The 17,103-nt window shown below is 61.8% G+C and carries 16 protein-coding genes; 11 read left to right on the forward strand and 5 right to left on the reverse strand.

The features are described from left to right. From choV to EN964_RS05890, 3 genes are all read right to left on the reverse strand, one after another. Positions 1–772: choline ABC transporter ATP-binding protein (gene choV / locus EN964_RS05880; protein ID WP_127276241.1), on the reverse strand; the 772-nt coding region annotated here is incomplete at its 3' end. After that, the gene (gene choW, locus EN964_RS05885) at positions 769–1,623 is read right to left on the reverse strand and encodes a choline ABC transporter permease subunit (protein WP_127266555.1); all 855 of its coding nucleotides are present in this window, start codon (positions 1,621–1,623) and stop codon (positions 769–771) included. The genes choV and choW, both read right to left, overlap by 4 nt. 123 nt (positions 1,624–1,746) lie before the next feature. Then, positions 1,747–2,682, reverse strand: a complete 936-nt coding sequence (locus tag EN964_RS05890) for a choline ABC transporter substrate-binding protein (protein WP_127266554.1) — start codon at positions 2,680–2,682, stop codon at positions 1,747–1,749. Positions 2,683–2,940: 258 nt separating this feature from the next. On the opposite strand from EN964_RS05890, the gene EN964_RS05895 reads away from it, so the two are divergent. Beyond that, positions 2,941–3,552: a thymidine kinase gene (locus EN964_RS05895; protein WP_127266553.1), complete on the forward strand. Its 612-nt coding sequence runs from the start codon at positions 2,941–2,943 to the stop codon at positions 3,550–3,552. A gap of 69 nt (positions 3,553–3,621) precedes the next feature. On the opposite strand, the gene EN964_RS05900 is transcribed toward EN964_RS05895, so the two are convergent. Next, complete coding sequence (locus EN964_RS05900) at positions 3,622–4,518, reverse strand: DMT family transporter (RefSeq protein WP_127266552.1); 897 nt, start codon at positions 4,516–4,518, stop codon at positions 3,622–3,624. A 97-nt stretch (positions 4,519–4,615) separates the two neighbouring features. Here EN964_RS05900 and EN964_RS05905 point away from each other — a divergent pair, with 97 nt between their 5' ends. The 9 genes from EN964_RS05905 to EN964_RS05945 all read left to right on the forward strand — a co-directional run bounded on the left by EN964_RS05905 (position 4,616) and on the right by EN964_RS05945 (position 15,544). Beyond that, the gene (locus EN964_RS05905; RefSeq protein WP_127266551.1) at positions 4,616–5,473 is read left to right on the forward strand and encodes a LysR substrate-binding domain-containing protein; all 858 of its coding nucleotides are present in this window, start codon (positions 4,616–4,618) and stop codon (positions 5,471–5,473) included. Between the two features lie 94 nt (positions 5,474–5,567). Continuing rightward, positions 5,568–5,957 carry a cytochrome c family protein gene (locus EN964_RS05910; RefSeq protein ID WP_127266550.1) on the forward strand — a complete coding sequence of 130 codons (390 nt, stop codon included), beginning with the start codon at positions 5,568–5,570 and terminating at the stop codon, positions 5,955–5,957. Between the two features lie 311 nt (positions 5,958–6,268). Continuing rightward, on the forward strand, positions 6,269–7,357 hold the full coding sequence (locus EN964_RS05915) for a hypothetical protein (RefSeq protein ID WP_127266549.1): 1,089 nt from the start codon (positions 6,269–6,271) through the stop codon (positions 7,355–7,357). Positions 7,358–7,388: 31 nt separating this feature from the next. Further along, the gene (locus tag EN964_RS05920; protein ID WP_127266548.1) at positions 7,389–8,534 is read left to right on the forward strand and encodes a hypothetical protein; all 1,146 of its coding nucleotides are present in this window, start codon (positions 7,389–7,391) and stop codon (positions 8,532–8,534) included. Between the two features lie 24 nt (positions 8,535–8,558). Then, positions 8,559–10,469: an ATP-binding protein gene (locus EN964_RS05925; protein ID WP_127266547.1), complete on the forward strand. Its 1,911-nt coding sequence runs from the start codon at positions 8,559–8,561 to the stop codon at positions 10,467–10,469. Positions 10,470–10,538: 69 nt separating this feature from the next. Then, a complete protein-coding gene (locus tag EN964_RS05930) occupies positions 10,539–10,949 on the forward strand; it encodes an endonuclease domain-containing protein (RefSeq protein ID WP_127302072.1) in 411 nt (136 codons plus the stop codon). Between the two features lie 67 nt (positions 10,950–11,016). Beyond that, complete coding sequence (locus tag EN964_RS05935) at positions 11,017–12,321, forward strand: DUF6638 family protein (protein WP_127272315.1); 1,305 nt, start codon at positions 11,017–11,019, stop codon at positions 12,319–12,321. 105 nt (positions 12,322–12,426) lie between these two features. Continuing rightward, positions 12,427–13,551 carry a DUF2333 family protein gene (locus EN964_RS05940; RefSeq protein ID WP_127266545.1) on the forward strand — a complete coding sequence of 375 codons (1,125 nt, stop codon included), beginning with the start codon at positions 12,427–12,429 and terminating at the stop codon, positions 13,549–13,551. Positions 13,552–13,864: 313 nt separating this feature from the next. Next, positions 13,865–15,544: a formate--tetrahydrofolate ligase gene (locus tag EN964_RS05945; RefSeq protein ID WP_127266544.1), complete on the forward strand. Its 1,680-nt coding sequence runs from the start codon at positions 13,865–13,867 to the stop codon at positions 15,542–15,544. Positions 15,545–15,610: 66 nt separating this feature from the next. Here the strand turns inward: EN964_RS05945 and EN964_RS05950 are convergent, their stop codons facing one another. Beyond that, positions 15,611–16,255, reverse strand: coding sequence for a cysteine hydrolase family protein (locus tag EN964_RS05950; RefSeq protein WP_127266543.1), 645 nt, complete (start codon positions 16,253–16,255; stop codon positions 15,611–15,613). Between the two features lie 127 nt (positions 16,256–16,382). Here EN964_RS05950 and EN964_RS05955 point away from each other — a divergent pair. Then, the coding region (locus EN964_RS05955) for a DJ-1/PfpI family protein (RefSeq protein ID WP_127276243.1) at positions 16,383–17,103 on the forward strand (721 nt) is incomplete at its 3' end.

Consider the following 17,103-nt stretch of genomic DNA (forward strand, 5'->3'; position numbering starts at 1 on the left):
GCACGATGTCCTCCGGCGCGCCGGTTTGCACGATGCGCCCGCCCTCCATGATGGTGATGTGGGAGCCAATCTTCAGCGCCTCCTCAAGGTCGTGGCTGACGAAGATGATGGTCTTCTTCAATTCGGCCTGGAGCTGCAGCAATTCGTCCTGCAGCTTGGTGCGGATCAGCGGGTCGAGCGCCGAGAACGGCTCGTCCATCAGCAGGATCGGCGCCTCGGTGGCGAAGGCCCGCGCCAGGCCGACGCGCTGCTGCATGCCGCCCGACAGCTCATGCGCGTATTTCTTCGACCACTGGTCGAGATTGACCAGCTTGAGCTGGCGTTGCACGCGCTCCTTGCGCTCGGCTTCCGGTACGCCGGCGAGTTCGAGGCCGAGACCGACATTCTCCTCCACCGTGCGCCAGGGCAAAAGGCCGAACTGCTGGAACACCATCGCCACCTGTTTCTGGCGCAGGCGCCGCAGGGTCGCCTCGTCGCAGGTGACGACGTCGACGGTTTTGTCGCCATCCTTGACCAGCACCTGGCCGCGCGACACCACGTTGAGCCGGTTGACCGCCCGCAGCAATGTCGACTTGCCCGAACCGGAGAGACCCATCAGCACGGAGATTTCGCCCTCGTTCACGGTCAGGCTGGCGCCGGCGCAACCCAGTACATTGCCGGTCTTTTCGAGGATCTCGGCGCGGCTGGCTCCGGCGTCGATCATCTTCAGCGATCCGGCCTGGTCGGCGCCGAAGACGATATCGACGTTCCGGAAATCGACGGCGACGGTCATTTCTTGCCTCCAACGGCGATGCGGGTCATCCGGTCGAGCACGATGGCCAAAACGACGATGGCGAGGCCCGCCTCAAGCCCGAGGTCGATCTTGCGCGAACCCAGCGCCCGGTTGATTTCGGTGCCGAGGCCGCCCGCGCCGATCAGTGCGGCAAACACCACCATCGATAGCGACAGCATGATGCACTGCGTCAGACCGGCCATGATGGTGGGCAGCGCCGAGGGCAGCTCCACCTTCCACAGCAACTGGCTCTTGGTGGCGCCGAACGCCTCGCCGGCCTCGACGATCGACTTCGGCACCGAGACGACGCCGAGATGCGTGAGACGAACCGCGGTCGGGATGACGAAGATGATGGTGACGATGAGGCCGGGCGCATTGCCGAGGCCGAACAGCGTCAGCACCGGGATGAGGTAGACGAAGGTCGGCAGCGTCTGCATCAAATCGAGCACCGGCAGCATGACGCGATAGACCTTCGGCTTGTGCGCCGCCCAGATACCGAGTGGCACACCGATGGCCATCGAGGCGGCGGCGGCGGCAACCACCAGCACCAGTGTCTCTACCGTCTGCTTCCAGAGGTTCTGGTTGAGGATGAACAGCAACCCGAGAAAGACAGCCACCGCCAAGCCTCTCGATCGCTGCAGATAATAGGCAAGCAGTGCAATCAGCGCGATGAGAAGGACCGGCGGTACCAACAGCAGCGTGTCGACCACTCCATCGAGCAGGAAATTCAAGCCGCCGGAGAGGCCGCGGAAGAAGGTGTTGAAATTGTCGGTAAGGAAGGTGAAGAACGCTTTGCCCCACTCGCCTATGGGGATTTTATAACTGACAAAGAATTTTGAAATCGGATCCATCTTGCCCCTCTTTGGCAGTCGCCGTCCTTGCCGGACGGTCATCTTGTCACAGGATATGAAAAAGGGCAGCCCTTTCTACAGTGACTGCCCTTCTTGATCGGTCACGCCGAACGCAAGACCTGCTCAGCTTCCGAGCGCAGTCTTCACGGCTGCAGCGGCGTCGCCGCCATCGAAAGTGGTCACGCCGGCAATCCACGGAGCAACCGCGTCCGGATGCTTCTTGAGCCAGTCGGTCGCAGCCGTATTGGCGTCAGCGCCCTTGAGGATCGCGTCCATTATCTCGCCTTCCATATCGAGATTGAACTTCAGGTTGGCGATGAACTTGCCGGCATTCGGGCACTCGGTGGTGTAACCCTTGCGCACATTGGTATGGACAGTGGCGGCGCCGAAGCCGCTGTCGCCCATGCCATCGAGATAGGTGATCTTCATGGCACCCATCACCGGATGCGGCGTCCAGCCGAGGAAGGCGATCCATTCATTGCTCTTCATCGACTGCTCGGCCTGCGTCAGCATCCCGGCCTCCGAGGATTCGACCAGCTCGAAGCCTTCGAGGTTGTCTTTCGGGTTCTTGATCATGTCGAGGATGATGCGGTTGCCGTCATTGCCGGCCTCGATGCCATAGATCTTGCCGTTGAACTTGTCCTTGAACTTGCCGATATCGGTCAGCGATTTCACGCCGGCGTCAGCGACATAGGTCGGCACGACGATACCGTAGCCGGCGCCGGTCAGGTTGGTGCTGATCGTCTCGACCGAGCCATCGGCGGTATAGTCCTTGATGTCGTTGGTCATCGACGGCATCCAGTTGCCGAGGAACACGTCGAGATCCTTGTTCTTCAGCGACGCCATGGTCACCGGCACCGACAGCTGGATCGTCTGCGGCTCATAGCCGAGCGCGGTCAGCAGCACGGAGGCGATGCCGGTCGTCGCCTGGATGTCGGTCCAGCCGACATCGGAAAGGCGCACCGCCTTGCAGCTCGCCGGATCGCCGGCAAAGGCAGCGCTGGTGGACAAAAAAGCCGCCAGACCGAGGCCGGCGACGAAAGAGTTCATACGCGACATAGACAGTCTCCCATTGTGATTCTTTGGCGAAGCGTAGCTACGGTTTCTATGCCCGCCTTGTTTCGTCAGCCAAACACCATTCTGGTGTGGTTTCAAGCATTAAGACAATCGCGATCAACGGCGCGGGCTGGCCAATCAGCGACACATCAGGCGCTTTTGCCATGCCGGACGGTTTTTTCGAAGACGGGCCGGCTTTTTCAGGGGAATGCGGGCGACCGCCCCTCCCCGTATCAGGGCAAGTCGGCTTAAAAGAGCGGCATGGCCAAGCTCTACTTTCACTATGCGACCATGAACGCCGGCAAGACGACGATGCTCTTGCAGGCCTCTTACAATTATCGCGAGCGCGGCATGGGCACGATGCTGTTCGTCGCCGGCCACTACCGCAAGGGCGACACCGGCCTGATCTCGTCGCGCATCGGCCTGGAGACGGAAGCCGAGATGTTCCGCGATGGCGACGATCTGTTCGCCCGCGTCACCGAGCATCACGCGCATACGTCAGTGCATTGCGTCTTCGTCGACGAGGCGCAGTTCCTCGAGGAGGAGCAGGTCTGGCAGCTCGCCCGCATCGCCGACCGGTTGAACATCCCGGTCATGTGCTACGGCCTGCGCACCGATTTCCAGGGCAAGCTGTTTTCCGGCTCGCGCGCGCTGCTGGCCATCGCCGACGATTTGCGCGAAGTGCGCACCATCTGCCGATGCGGCCGCAAGGCGACGATGGTCGTGCGCCTCGGCCCCGATGGCAAGGTGGCTCGCCAGGGCGAGCAGGTGGCAATCGGCAAGGATGTCTATGTCTCGCTCTGCCGCCGCCACTGGGAGGAAGAGATGGGCCGCGCCACGCCAGACGATTTCATCGGCTTTATCAAAGGCTGACTCTGTCTCTTGGTTATTGGAGCAATTCCAGGGGAAGCGCTATGTGCTTTCCCTGGAATTGCTTCGGGCTCACACGGTCGAGACACGCCGTCTTGGAAACCGCCAGCCAAGCCGCACACCAAGCGTTGCCAGCGCAATCAGTGCCATGCCGGCTGCCTGCGCCGGTCCGAGCGGATGCCCATAGATAGCCCAGTCGACGATGATGGCGACGACCGGGTAGATGAAGGTGATGACGCCGATCACCGGTGTCGTCAGGCGTGGGAAGGCCGAATTCATCAACACGTAGGCGATGCCAGTGTGCAGCACGCCGATGCCGAGCAGCCAGCCCCATGATGCAGGCGCAATATGTTGGCCGACGCCGGCGAACGGGGCGAGCATGACGACCCCCACCACCGTTTGGCAGAGTACCGTGATTTCGGCGCGCTGCTGGCCCAGGCCTTTGGCTAGGATCGTTGTAACGGCATAGAGCAGTGCGCCGCCCAGCGTCAGCGCAATGCCCGGCACCCAGTTGGCATCGGCATGACCGTGCGCGAAAACGAGGCCGCTGGCCAGCACGACGCCGAGAAACGCACCGAGCATCCACAGCAGTTGGTCGGGCGAGATGCGTTCCCTTAGGAAAACCACGCCGATCAGGACCACGAAGAACGGCTGGATATGGTAGATAATCGTCGTCGTGGCGATCGACGTCATGGCGAAGCCGGCGAAGAAGGCTGTCCAGCTCAGCACCATGCACACGCCGGCAAGTGCTGCAAGGGCAAGCCGGGACGGCAACAGCGTCCGATCCGGCAGGTAGCCGCGCAACAGGCACCATATGAGAAGGAAGATCGCGCCGAACACACATCGCCAGAAGACGACGGTGACGGGATGCAGCCCCGATTCCGTGGCGAAGGCGCCGACCGTGCCTGCGATCACCATTGCCAGAGCAAGGCTCGCGGCCGGGAAGCGGGCTGTCGAGGCGTCCGTCATGTGGTGGTTCCCAGCGATCCCAACCATCTGGTCACTGGCGCCACCTTCAAACAAGCGAATAGATTTGGAATGATCTATTCGATATGCTGATAGCACCATGGCCACGCCACTCGATCTCAACCTGCTGAAAACCTTCGTCGCCGTCGTCGAGAGCGGCAGCCTTTCCAATGCAGCACCTCGGGTCGGCCGCAGCCAGTCGGCGGTCAGCATGCAGATGCAGCGGCTGGAGGAGATGGTCGGCAACCAGCTTCTGGTGCGTGGTCCCAGAACCGTCACTCCCAATGCGATCGGCGAGGATTTCCTGATCTATGCGCGCCGGTTGCTGAAACTGTCGGATGAAGCCTGGGCAAGCGTCACCCGGCCCAAGGAGACAGGCAGCGTCCGCTTGGGGGTGCCCGACGACTATGCCGCCTTCCTCCTGCCGCCCGTGCTCTCACGATTCGCGGCGGAGCATCCCCTGGTGACGGTGGAGTTGATCTGCGAACAGTCGACCGCGCTGGTGAAGACGCTGGCGGAGGGGCGGCTGGATCTGGCGATCATCACCCGCTTGCCGGAGCAGCCGCTTGAGGTGATCCGGCTGGAACGCTTCGTCTGGGTCGCCTCGCCCAACCATGTCGCCTGGGAGGCCGACCCGCTTCCGGTCGCCTTGTTCGAACCGGGCTGCGCCGCCAGGATGAATGTCCTGCAGGCGCTTGGCGATGCCGACCGCTCCTATCGCTGTACCTATTCAAGCGCCTCTCTGCTTGGCCTGATCGCCGTCGTCCAGGCCGGGCTCGCGGTGGCTGGCCTTGCGATGCGCAGCGTACCGCCATCGCTGCGCATCGTCGGCGGCAATGAAGGGCTGCCGGTGCTGCCGGACCTCGAAATCGGCATCCTGCGCAACCCGCTGTCGACGACCCAGGCGGTCGAGCGGCTGAATGATTTCCTGCGCCGCGATCTGGCACAACAGGCCTGACTCGCGGGCCTGTCTTCCGCAATCCCGCCGCGATGCAGCGTTTGTTAAAGCCTCGGTACTATAAGGCCGCCAGCCAGAACTCTCCGGGGGCAGCATGTTTCGAGCCGCTTCGTCCGCCAGCATCCTTCTCCTTGCCAGCTCGCTTGTGGCCCATGCCGGCGGCGACCCGGCCCTGGGCAAGAAGGCCTTCAACCGGTGCATGGCCTGCCATGAAGCAGCCACCGACCGCGACAAGGTCGGTCCGCATCTGTTGGGCGTCGTTGGCCGCACCGCCGGTAGCGCCGAGAGTTATCTTGGCCGCTATTCCGAGGCGATGAAGAGTGCCGGCGCCGCCGGCCTGGTCTGGGATGAAGCCAATCTCGCCGAGTATCTCAGGGCACCCAAGCTGAAAGTGCCCGGCAACAAGATGGCGTTTGCCGGCCTGACCAAGGACGACGACATCGCCAATGTCATCGCCTATCTGAAAGCCGATCCCAAACCCTGAGCCGCTGTTCGCCAGCTCTGTAAAACCGGCTTTCTCGTCGCATATCGCGGCCGCGATTGCTTCGGTGGTTTGCCCAATACAAAGGCATCCGTGCGCCTTCGCCTTGCCGCATGAAAGTTCAATGACAGCTGAACTATGGCTGGTCGGCAAGCTAATCACGCTAAGCCCAAGCCTTCACTGGCTTTCAAGACCCTGACGAATTTTTTTGTTTTCACGCCGCCCTTGTCTTCACGTCTTTCAATCCCCTGATGCCCCACATATATTCGCCGCTGTTCGCGACCAGCGACGTCATGCCGAAGCGGGAGGCCCCAATGGCGACATTGCAGAATTTCGACGCCGAAATTGCCAAGACCAAGCAGGTCGTGCAGGACATGCGCTCCAAGATCGAGCAATCCGGCACCATGCTTGATACGCTTGCCACATCAGACAAGAAGATCGGCGACGCCAATTTCGACCTCGAGAACGCCCGCATCGAGGATGTGCTGAAGCAGCAGAAGGTGATGGAAGGCAACATTGCCGACCTGATCATCGGGCTGGAGGACGCCACCAACGTCTTCGGCGCCGAGTTCGAGAGCATGAAGAACTACACCGGCTGGGAAAAATTCATTGGCATCTTCTCCAGCCAGAGCAAGCAGCGCATGCGCACCGACCGCGTTCGCAACATGTCGCTGGCCGGCAATCTGCAGGAACTGCTGGTCAAATCCGACACCATCGTCGGCATATTGAAGGCGCAGAAAGAGGTTCTCGACCAACGCTACAAGACCTCGGAAACCAGCCTGTCGCAGGTGATCGAGCGCCGCAAGACCACCATGACCAACCTCGAAGCCGTGCAGAAGCGCATCGAGGAGCTCAACCCGATGCTGCTCGACATCGAAAACAAGATCGCCGCTTCGACCAGCCAGAAGGACCGCACGCAGCTCGAAGGCGAACGCTCCAAGCTGGCGACGGAATACAACGAAAAGCAGGCCAAGGAGCAGGAACTGCTGGCCGAGAGCCAGACGCTCGAGCGCTACACCTCGATGTTCCAGACCTTCGTCGATTCGCTCAACAACCAGATCGCCGCGCAATCGACGCTGATCAACAAGCTGACCATCGATACCGAGCAGCGCATCGTACTCTACAAGGCGCTGGAAGATTCGCTGAAGACCGCAGCTCAGCAGGACGTCGCCCACAAGATCAACACGCTGGGCAGCCAGGTCGACAACACCGCCGAGGAAACCATGGCCGGTATCGGTGCTGCTTCGCAAAAGCACATCGGTGACCTGCTTGAGATGCACGAGAAGAACATGGTCGCCACCGCCGATATCCAGCGCCGCAAGAAGCTGGCCGACGATGCCTTCGCCCGCCGCTTCGACGAGGTGCTGAAGAAGCACAATTCGGCTAACTACGTGCAGTCTTAAGGGTGACAGCACTGCCCGCGAGCGACCAGGCATGACCCCCGAAAACGAAGCGGCGGCACGGTATTTTTCCGCCATCACGGCCGCGCTCAGCGGCCTTGAAGTGTTCATGCGCGACGATCGCTCGCCGCTCTACCGGCACGGCATCGTCGCCAAGATCGTCGCCGAACACATCGCCAGGCTCGACAAGTCGTTTTCCTGCTGGCGCAACCGGCTCGGCTTCATGGACACATTCCGCATTTCGCGCGCCGAAAGCGGATTTCCGGTGTTCCAGAACCTGCTCGAACTGGAAAACGACCGACGCCAGGCCGACGCGCGGCTTGCCAACATTCCGCTCGCCGGCGAGTTGCGCGAGGAAATGGCCGACTTCATCCTGCGCCACAAGGAATTCCCCGCGGCGCTGCAGAAGTCGATAGCCGAGCGGCTTTATCTCGAGGACGTGAAAAGCGAGAACACGTTCGGCCCGTTCACCCTGGCGCAAACGGCCAAGGTCTCGGTCAATCCGAAGACGGGGCGGCCCTATTATCTCGTCCACTGGGCGACGTTCGACGGCAGCGCCAACCTGCCTCTGGTCTACATGGTGACGGTGGAGGATTCGTCCGAAACGATGATCCGCCAGCTCGTCGACAGAAACGGCAAGCTGAACGAGACGATCGACATTCCTCTGCCGGTCGATGGCCTGCTCAATCCCGAGCTTGCCCACCGTTTCGACGATTTCACCGAGAAGAACTCCGCCTACACGCTGTCGCCGGCGACCATCGCGGTCAATCTCGACAAGGATTTCGAGCCGCTGCATCCCAAGCAGCTGCGCCGCGTCGTGCTCGGCCCGTTCTATTCGGCTGGCATCACCGACAACAATTCGACGGTGACCGAAGTCCTGGCCAAGGTGCGCAAGCCCGAAAATGCCTGGCTGCTGACCTGGACCATCCAGGAGGTCTATTCCAAGGCCGAGAAACCCGGCCGCAAGGGGCTGTTTTCCAGCGAGAAGACGACGCAGGAATTCTTCATCAATACCGACGATCTGGAAGCCGCGCGCCAGGGCGTGTCGAGCTACGAAAACCATGCGCTGATCCCGCACGAGGCCTATCAGGCGCTCTACGCCGCCGGCGAGGCGCAGAAGATCTTTGCCGGCTACAAGGTTCACATTCTGTCGAACGGACAGGTCATCTCAGACGTCTGACCGTCACACCACGGAGCACCCTTCATGGATACCGGCCTGACCACCATCCCGGAAGCCGCCATCGAGAAGCACCGCGCTACCGCGCAGAGCTTCATCACCCGTGTCGTCGTGCTGGAGGACCCGTCTAGCTCCTCCGGCACAGCACTTGCCGGCACCAATCGCCGCTTCGTTTCGACCGTCTCGGTCGGTTCGGTGCGCCGCACGCGCGAGGTCGAGCTGTCGAAGACCGTCGGCGCCGTTCATCCCGACGACCAGCTGCTGACCATCCCGCAGCACACGCTGTTGTTTCGCGCCCGGCGCGGCACGGCGATCGCGCTGGCAATATCGGACGTCTTTGCCGAGGGCTCGGACCTTGAAAGTCTGCAGGCCAAGAACACCCGCGCGCCGCTCGAGGGCGACGAGGCGTCCACCTTCAAGAAGCTTCTGTCGGCCTCGGCTTACATTTCGGCCTTCAGCCTCGCCTCCTACCTGTTCCAGCTGATCGACAGCGACGGCGAGGCGCCCAACGATAGTCCCGAACCGGACTTCCTGTTCGACACGCCGCAGGATGCGGTGAAGTCGATCCTGGCAGGCCTCGACAAGGCGATCTCGGGATCGTCCGACGACGCCGACCTGATGACAAGGGCGCGCGCCTTCGCCCGCGTCGCCATCGACGGGCTTCTGGCCCGCAAGGGCCGCTTCGACGGCATCGGCCCGTTCGAGAACGCGCATATCCGTATCGATGCCGACGATTTCACCCTCGATGGTTTCGACGTCGCGCCGGGCAAGCGTTCAAAACCGCTGGTGATGACATTCAAGAAGCCGGAAGAGGTCGTCGGCAACCACATCGCCAAATACCAGTCGGTCAAGCTCGCCAAGATGCTGATGGCCTACGACTTCGAGCGCGAACTCAATCCGTTCGTCGAACTCGGCGGCTTCCTGTTCACCTTCATCGGCGACGGCGCCCCCGGCACCGGCAAGACGACGCTGATCCAGATGATCGCCGGCCTCGTCAACGGCTATTGCCAGGTCGCCGGCTATCCCTTTGCCTACGAGAATTTCGGCGTCGACCAGATCTCGTCCTATCAGGGCAAATCAGGCCAGAACTGCCGCCAGTTCATCAACAATGTGCTGAACCCGCGCGTCATCGGCTTCGGCACCATCGACGACATCGACCAGGTGGCGGCGCGCCGCTCAGACGACCGCGCCTCGGCCGGCCAGCAGGAAATCACCGGCGTCTTGATGGATGCCTTCGCCGGTGCCGCGACCGTGGTGCGCGGCAACTGCTCGTTCGGCATGTTCTCCAACTATCCCGAAAATGTCGACGACGCGCTGCGCCAGCGCGCCGGCGCCCGCTGGCTGGTCGACGGGCCCCAGAGCCGCAACGACTACATCGACATTTTTGTCCTGCTGGCGGGAAAAAACCACAAGATCCCGCTCGGCGACCACGATCTCTACGCCGCGCAGGAAATCCAGCGCGCCGTGACCGAAGCCTATGAGGAGCACGAGAAGCCGCAAGAAGACGGGCTGATGAAGGTCTACGAACGCTACATGAAGGAGAACGGCGCGCCGAAATCGATGGCCGACATCGGCACCTATCTGCACCTGATCAAGGATGCCGAGCCCCGCTTCACCGGCCGCGCCATCAAGAACGTCACCGACGCCATCAAGATGCGCGCCATGGACATCGAGCTTCCCGACGACTGGTTCGAGAAGCCGGAAGTCTTCATGCACAAGGGCTACGACGAGAAGAAAGCGATGATCGAGGAACTGCGCGGGCCGTTCTCGATGGACATGGTCATGCAGGAGATCAACCGCTATGCCGACTCGGAGTTCCGCTATTCCGACAAGTCCGACGACTCCGCCGTGCAAAAGCTGCTGCGCGACGCCCGCCTGCGCGAGCGAGCCGCGCGCGAGATGGAGGAGATGAAGAAAAAGGGGCTATGGAATGCGTGAGCCTGGCACCTCTTCCTTCTCCCCGTTCACGGGGAGAAGGTGCCCGAAGGGCGGATGAGGGGCAGCGCTGTGCGAGGCAGTAATGAGCCAAAGGTAGCAAGGGCCCGGCAGCTTCGGAAAGTCGAGAATGATGCCGAGGAATGGCTGTGGCACGAAGTGCGTGGAAGGCGGCTGAATGGCCACAAGTTTGTCCGTCAGCTCCCGGTCGGCCCATATTTCGCAGACTTCGCCTGCCGTGAGGCTAATCTGGTTGTGGAAGTCGATGGAAGTCAGCATGCAAATCGGCCCCACGATCGATACAGGGATGAGACGATGAACAGGAACGGCTGGTCGGTGTTGAGGGTTTGGCACGCTGATGTTTTGACGAGCCGTAAGAGCGTGCTGGATACGATTGTTGCTGCGCTGGATGGTCGACTCGATCGGAAAATGATTGCTGTCGATGTGAAGTTTTTGCCAGCTTCAACGTCGGAGGAAAGATGATGAGCGTCTGCGCCGCCCCTCGTCCGCCCTTCGGGCACCTTCTCCCCGTAAACGGGGAGAAGGGAAGATGAGCCCCGCCAAGAAACCCGATCTCCTGCGCGACAACGAGCTGATCTATGGCCGGCTGTTGACGGTCGACGAGCCGCACCTCATCCAGCGCTACAACAAGGCGCTGGCCGCGTTCGGCTTGAAGCCGACGAAACTGAAGAGCTTCCAGATCGACCGCACCGGCTTCTCGCCCGAAGTGGCCGAGGAATGCGATGATTATGACTATCTCGATCCCAATGAGGTCAACCGCCGTTTCATCATCCTGACGCCGTCGCAGATTGACCTGCCGGTGGTGCACACCGCCTTCTCCAACACCTCGCAACTGATGTTCGAGTTCATGTCCAGGAACCGGCGCGCCATCGATGCGCTGACGATCAAAGACGTCATCTACGGCGAGATCGAGGATTCCATTCCCAAGGTCAACGACATCGAGGACTTGCTGTCGATCAGTCAGGTCGAATTCAAGGTGCTGTCGGCCGAGGATGTGCTGGGCAAGGCAGCCGAACTCGGCAAGCTCGTCGACCGGCTGAAGCAGGAGCCAGATGCCTGGCGCGACAACGCCATGCTGACCCGCATGGTCGAGCTCGCCAAGATCTGCGGCGACATCCGCGAGAACGCGCTGGTACCCGACCAGGTGATCTTCCGACACAACGCCTACTGGACCAGCCATTTCGGCGGCCTCTACGTGTTCGTCGATCCGGATGTGACGACGGTGATCAGCGATCCGGCCGCCCCCGGTTTTCGCCGCTCGCGGCCGTGGCAGGTCAGCTATCTCTCGATCAACGACGCCGACAAGGTGTTCAAGTTCCTCGCCACCACCGGCCGCATCGAGCTGCCGCGTGCCTCCTGGGTCGAGACCTCGGGCTATCTCGAGCACCGGGCCGAGATGGTGGTGCGCGCGCTGATCCGCGACGCCGAGCCGAACCGCAATTTGACCAATGTCGACAAGGTCTGGCTGCAGACCTGGATCCAGAGCCATGCCGACCTGATCACCAGGGACGGCAATTTTCCTTTCCTCAACGCCGCCAAGCGCGAGATCGCCCAGCTTGGCCACCTGAAGATCGAGGATGTCTTCCCGCAGCAGCGTTTCCTGGTGATCCGCGCCAAGCCAGACCACCCCGACGCCTGGCTGACCAACCGGCTGATCTCGGATTTCGTGCCGTCGGACTTCGTCTCGCGCTACATCTTCAACAAGGACGGCTTCTACAAGGACTATGACGGCTTCAGCGACGCCTGGCGATCGCATGTTGTGGACGTTCTCAAAACCACATATTTGAAGGACAAGGTGGCGTTTCGCACACGCCTCTACGGCCTGACTGACTAGAACGAAATGAACCGTTATTTCGTTCTAACTTCTTGTTTTGGCGTATGATGTTATCCAAAAAGTCTGCAACTTTTTGGCATCATGCTTTGAGGGGGTGACACAGCCATGCTCGATCCGATCGTGAATTTCTTCACCCGTATTTTCCAGTGGATCGGCCGCGGCATCGGCCTCCTGATCGGTGTCGTCCTGTGGCCGTTCCTGTGGGCCGGACGCTGGTATACGCAGCGCGGCTGGATCCTCAAGGCGGCGGTCGGCCTCGCTCTGCTGGTGCTGATCGGCCTCTATGCCAATTTCTTCTACGCCACCCAGTGGTGGAACAATTTCAACCCGAACTATCCCGACACATACACCTTCGAGAAGCGCAATGTCTCCGCCGGCGAACAGGTCGCCGCCGGCGCCGGCACGGACACCGCCAAGACCTGCGGCAACTCTGGTATAGCCCAGATCGCCGCTGACCTGACCGACTTCAACGTCAACCAGAATGCCTGGATCTCGTCGATGATCCTCTACAAGCTGGGCCTGTTCGGCATCGACTGGGACCACACGCCGTGGATGGACAACAAGGCCTCCTTCCAGCGCGGCATCAACCAGGCGGTGCGGCGCACGGCGACCGAACTTGCCGACAATCTCGGCCGCGTCCGCACCACCTCGCAGATCGACAGCGATCTGCAGAATGCCCGCGGCAACCTTCAGTTCGACGAAGAGACCTGGTATTTCGGCCTGAACCCGTTCGGCCCCAAGACGCCGACGCCAAGCTACTATCGCGACGCCGTGCGCATGCTGCGTTCCTTCAACGCCCGCCTTGCCACCTGCCAGGCGACATTCGACGCCCGCGCCGACAATCTGAAACAGTATATCGACCGCATCTCGTCCGACATCGGCTCGACCTCGGCGATCCTCAAGGAACGCGCCGAGAACCACAACAATGGCTGGTTCGACTTCCGCGCCGACGACCGCTACTGGTTCGCCTATGGCCAGCTCTACGGCTATTACGGCCTGATGAAGGGAGCCCAGGCCGACTTCGAGGACGTCATCAAGGAAAAGCATCTGCAGAACCTGTGGGACACGATGGACTCGCAGTTCGTTTCGGCGCTGCGCATCCAGCCCTTCATCATCGCCAATGGCCGCGAGGATGGCTGGCTGTTGCCGACGCATCTGACGACGATGGGCTTCTATGTGCTCAGGGTGCGCTCCAACATGGTCGAAATCAGCAACGTTCTGACGCAGTAGCGCTGTTCCATTAGGGACCAGGCGATGGCGAATTTGCGCCGTCGCCTCTGTCGCATTCCGTGCATTGTGCGGCTGTTTTGAGACGGCGGAACGGCGCGTCCTCTGGCTTCTATACGGCGCGGCAACGGAGCCGGGAAGAACCGACGACAGGTCGGCCGGTCCGCAGAGGAACTTTCTCCAGAGGAAACATAGTTGCATACAAGTTGACGCCGTGGCAGCGACAGGGTTAGAACATGCCCGCGCCCGGTTCCAACCTGCTTGCCAGTAAGATCAAACCCGTCCCCTCCACCGTCCAATCCAGAGGAAAGCCGTCATGGCCGAAGTGAAGTCCGACATCGAGATCGCGCGCGGCGCCAGGAAAAAGCAGATCCAGGAGATCGGCCAGAAGATCGGCATTCCGACCGAACACCTGCTGCCCTACGGCCACGACAAGGCCAAGATATCAGCCGAATTCATCAAGTCGGTGAAGGGCAACAAGGACGGCAAGCTGATCCTCGTAACCGCCATCAACCCGACGCCGGCCGGCGAAGGCAAGACCACGACTACGGTCGGCCTTGGCGACGGCCTGAACCGCATCGGCAAGAAGGCGATCGTCTGCATCCGCGAGGCCTCGCTCGGCCCGAATTTCGGCGTCAAGGGCGGTGCCGCCGGCGGCGGCTATGCGCAGGTCGTGCCGATGGAAGACATGAACCTCCACTTCACCGGCGACTTCCACGCCATCACCACGGCGCACAATCTGCTTTCGGCGCTGATCGACAACCACATCTACTGGGGCAATGAGCTCGGCATCGACACCCGCCGCGTCGTCTGGCGCCGCGTCATGGACATGAACGACCGGGCGCTGCGCGAGATCATCTGCTCGCTCGGCGGCGTCGCCAACGGTTTCCCGCGCGAGGGCGGCTTCGACATCACCGTTGCTTCGGAAGTGATGGCTATCCTGTGCCTGTCGACCGATCTGAAGGACCTGGAAAAGCGCCTCGGCGACATCATCGTCGCCTATCGCCGCGACAAGTCGGCCGTCTATGCCCGCGACCTCAAGGCCGACGGCGCCATGGCCGTGTTGCTCAAGGACGCCATGCAGCCTAACCTGGTGCAGACGCTGGAGAACAACCCGGCCTTCGTGCATGGCGGCCCGTTCGCCAACATCGCGCATGGCTGCAACTCGGTCGTCGCCACCACGACGGCGCTCAAGCTCGCCGACTACGTCGTCACCGAAGCCGGCTTCGGCGCCGACCTGGGTGCTGAAAAGTTCTTCGACATCAAGTGCCGCAAGGCAGGCCTCAAACCGGCGGCGGCCGTCATTGTCGCCACCGTGCGCGCCATGAAGATGAATGGCGGCGTCAAGAAGGAAGACCTCGGCAAGGAGAACGTCGAGGCGGTGAAGAAGGGCTGCGCCAACCTCGGCCGCCACATCGAGAATATCCGCCAGTTCGGCGTGCCGGCGGTGGTTGCGATCAACCACTTCTACTCCGACACCGACGCCGAAATCCAGGCGATGAAGGACTATGTCGCCTCGATGGGCGAAGAGGCGATGCTGTGCAAGCACTGGGCGCACGGCTCGGCCGGCATCGAGGATCTCGCCAACAAGGTGGTGGCACTGGCCGAATCCGGTGCTTCGCAGTTCGCGCCGCTCTATCCCGATGCGATGCCGCTGTTCGAGAAGATCAACACCATCGTCCAGCGTATCTATCGCGGCTCGGAAGCGATCGCCGACAAGTCGGTGCGCGACCAGCTCAAGGCCTGGGAAGACGCCGGATACGGCCACCTGCCGGTGTGCATGGCCAAGACGCAGTACTCGTTCTCGACCGACCCGAACCTGCGCGGCGCGCCGACCGGCCACACGGTGCCGGTGCGCGAGGTCAGGCTTTCGGCAGGTGCGGGCTTCGTCGTCATCATCTGCGGCGAGGTCATGACCATGCCCGGCCTACCGAGGGCGCCGTCCTCGGAAAAGATCTTCCTCAACGAGATGGGCCAGATCGAAGGCCTGTTCTAGAATCCTTCTATTCGAACAGAAAGGGCGCCGCAGCGATGCGGCGCCCTTTCTGTTTTCAGATAGTCCCTACGCGGCGCTGCGTGACAGCGCCCGCTGGTTGGAGCCGAAGATGGTGTCGCGTTCCGGCAGCGCGCCGGTCTTCAGGCACTCGACCCATTCGGCGGTCTTGAGCACGGCGGCAAAGCGCGACTGCAGGATGATCGTGACCACGCGGTGGATCTCCTCGGCCGAGGCGTAGCCGGCGCTGTTGGCGTAAGGCACCGATCCGGTCGCATCCGACAGGAACTCGACGGCAAAGCCCATATGCACGGCGTGGATGATGGTCGACAGGTCGCAATTGTGCGTCATGTAGCCGACCACCGTGATCGTATCGATGGCGTTGGCGCGCAGCCAGTCCTCGAGGTCGGTGCCGGTGAAGGCGGAGGGCAGGTTCTTTTCGACATAATGGTCGCGCCCACGCCTGGCGATTTCGGGATGCAGTTCGCCGCCATGGCTTCCCCCGGCGAAGATCGGCGATGTCTCGGGCGCCATCTGCTTGACGACCACCACCTTGATGCCGGCAGCAGTCGCTGCATCCATCGCCCGCGCCACATGGACGACGCTGTCGCGGAACGGCGGATGCTGGATGGCAAGACTGCCGCCATCATAATCGTTCTGCACATCGACGACGATCAGCGCCCGGCGTGGCGTGGTGTTGGCTGGGTCAGACATGGTGTTTTCCTTTCCGGCTTGAATGTGATGGACCGAAAATAGGCGGACTCCGCGACAGTCGAAAGTGGCCCGATTGACATCATTCGAAAGAATTGGGACAATCCGCATTCAACTGCCGGAAGCACCCATGACCGACCCGATCATTGCCGTACTCGCCTTCGACGGCATCAGCCCGTTCCACCTTTCCGTACCGTGCCTGGTCTTCGCAGAGGACAGGACGGCGCTTGGCCTGCCGCGCTTCGACTTCCGCATCTGCGCGGTCAAGCCCGGCCCGATCCACACCGAGGCCGGACTGACAATTGCCGCGCCGCATGGGCTCGAAGGGCTCGACGGCGCCGATATCGTCATCATTCCAAGCTGGCATCATCTCGGCGAACCGGCATCGCCGCCGCTGATGGAGGCGTTGCGCCGGGCGCACCAACGCGGCGCCTTGATCGTCGGCCTGTGCCTTGGAACCTTCGCCATTGCCGCGGCCGGGCTGCTTTCGGGCCGTCGTGCCGCGACGCACTGGGCCTATTCCGAACAGTTGCAGAAACTCCACCCCGACGTCGCCGTCGATGCCTCGGTGCTCTATGTCGACAATGGTGACATCGTGACCTCGGCCGGCGTCGCCGCCGGTCTGGACTGCTGTCTCCACATCGTGCGCGCCCGCTACGGCGCGGAAGCGGCACTGCGGCTCGCCCGCCAGATCGTCCTTTCTCCGCATCGGCAGGGCGGCCAGGCGCAATTCATCGAGCATCCGGTGGAAAGAAGCGCAGACGCCGACCGGTTCACCCAAGCCCTCGACGCGGTTCGCGCGGCGCTCGGAGAGACGCATAGCCTGGATAGCGGCGCCGAGGCCGCCGACC

This window comes from Mesorhizobium sp. M7A.F.Ca.CA.001.10.2.1 (genome assembly GCF_003998575.1).
Taxonomy (GTDB): domain Bacteria; phylum Pseudomonadota; class Alphaproteobacteria; order Rhizobiales; family Rhizobiaceae; genus Mesorhizobium.

Coding starts and splice junctions, on each gene's coding strand:
- choW (WP_127266555.1), bottom strand. CDS start 1,623: ATGGATCCGATTTCAAAATTCTTTGTCAGTTATAAAATCCCCATAGGC.
- EN964_RS05890 (WP_127266554.1), bottom strand. CDS start 2,682: ATGTCGCGTATGAACTCTTTCGTCGCCGGCCTCGGTCTGGCGGCTTTT.
- EN964_RS05895 (WP_127266553.1), top strand. CDS start 2,941: ATGGCCAAGCTCTACTTTCACTATGCGACCATGAACGCCGGCAAGACG.
- EN964_RS05900 (WP_127266552.1), bottom strand. CDS start 4,518: ATGACGGACGCCTCGACAGCCCGCTTCCCGGCCGCGAGCCTTGCTCTG.
- EN964_RS05905 (WP_127266551.1), top strand. CDS start 4,616: ATGGCCACGCCACTCGATCTCAACCTGCTGAAAACCTTCGTCGCCGTC.
- EN964_RS05910 (WP_127266550.1), top strand. CDS start 5,568: ATGTTTCGAGCCGCTTCGTCCGCCAGCATCCTTCTCCTTGCCAGCTCG.
- EN964_RS05915 (WP_127266549.1), top strand. CDS start 6,269: ATGGCGACATTGCAGAATTTCGACGCCGAAATTGCCAAGACCAAGCAG.
- EN964_RS05920 (WP_127266548.1), top strand. CDS start 7,389: ATGACCCCCGAAAACGAAGCGGCGGCACGGTATTTTTCCGCCATCACG.
- EN964_RS05925 (WP_127266547.1), top strand. CDS start 8,559: ATGGATACCGGCCTGACCACCATCCCGGAAGCCGCCATCGAGAAGCAC.
- EN964_RS05935 (WP_127272315.1), top strand. CDS start 11,017: ATGAGCCCCGCCAAGAAACCCGATCTCCTGCGCGACAACGAGCTGATC.
- EN964_RS05940 (WP_127266545.1), top strand. CDS start 12,427: ATGCTCGATCCGATCGTGAATTTCTTCACCCGTATTTTCCAGTGGATC.
- EN964_RS05945 (WP_127266544.1), top strand. CDS start 13,865: ATGGCCGAAGTGAAGTCCGACATCGAGATCGCGCGCGGCGCCAGGAAA.
- EN964_RS05950 (WP_127266543.1), bottom strand. CDS start 16,255: ATGTCTGACCCAGCCAACACCACGCCACGCCGGGCGCTGATCGTCGTC.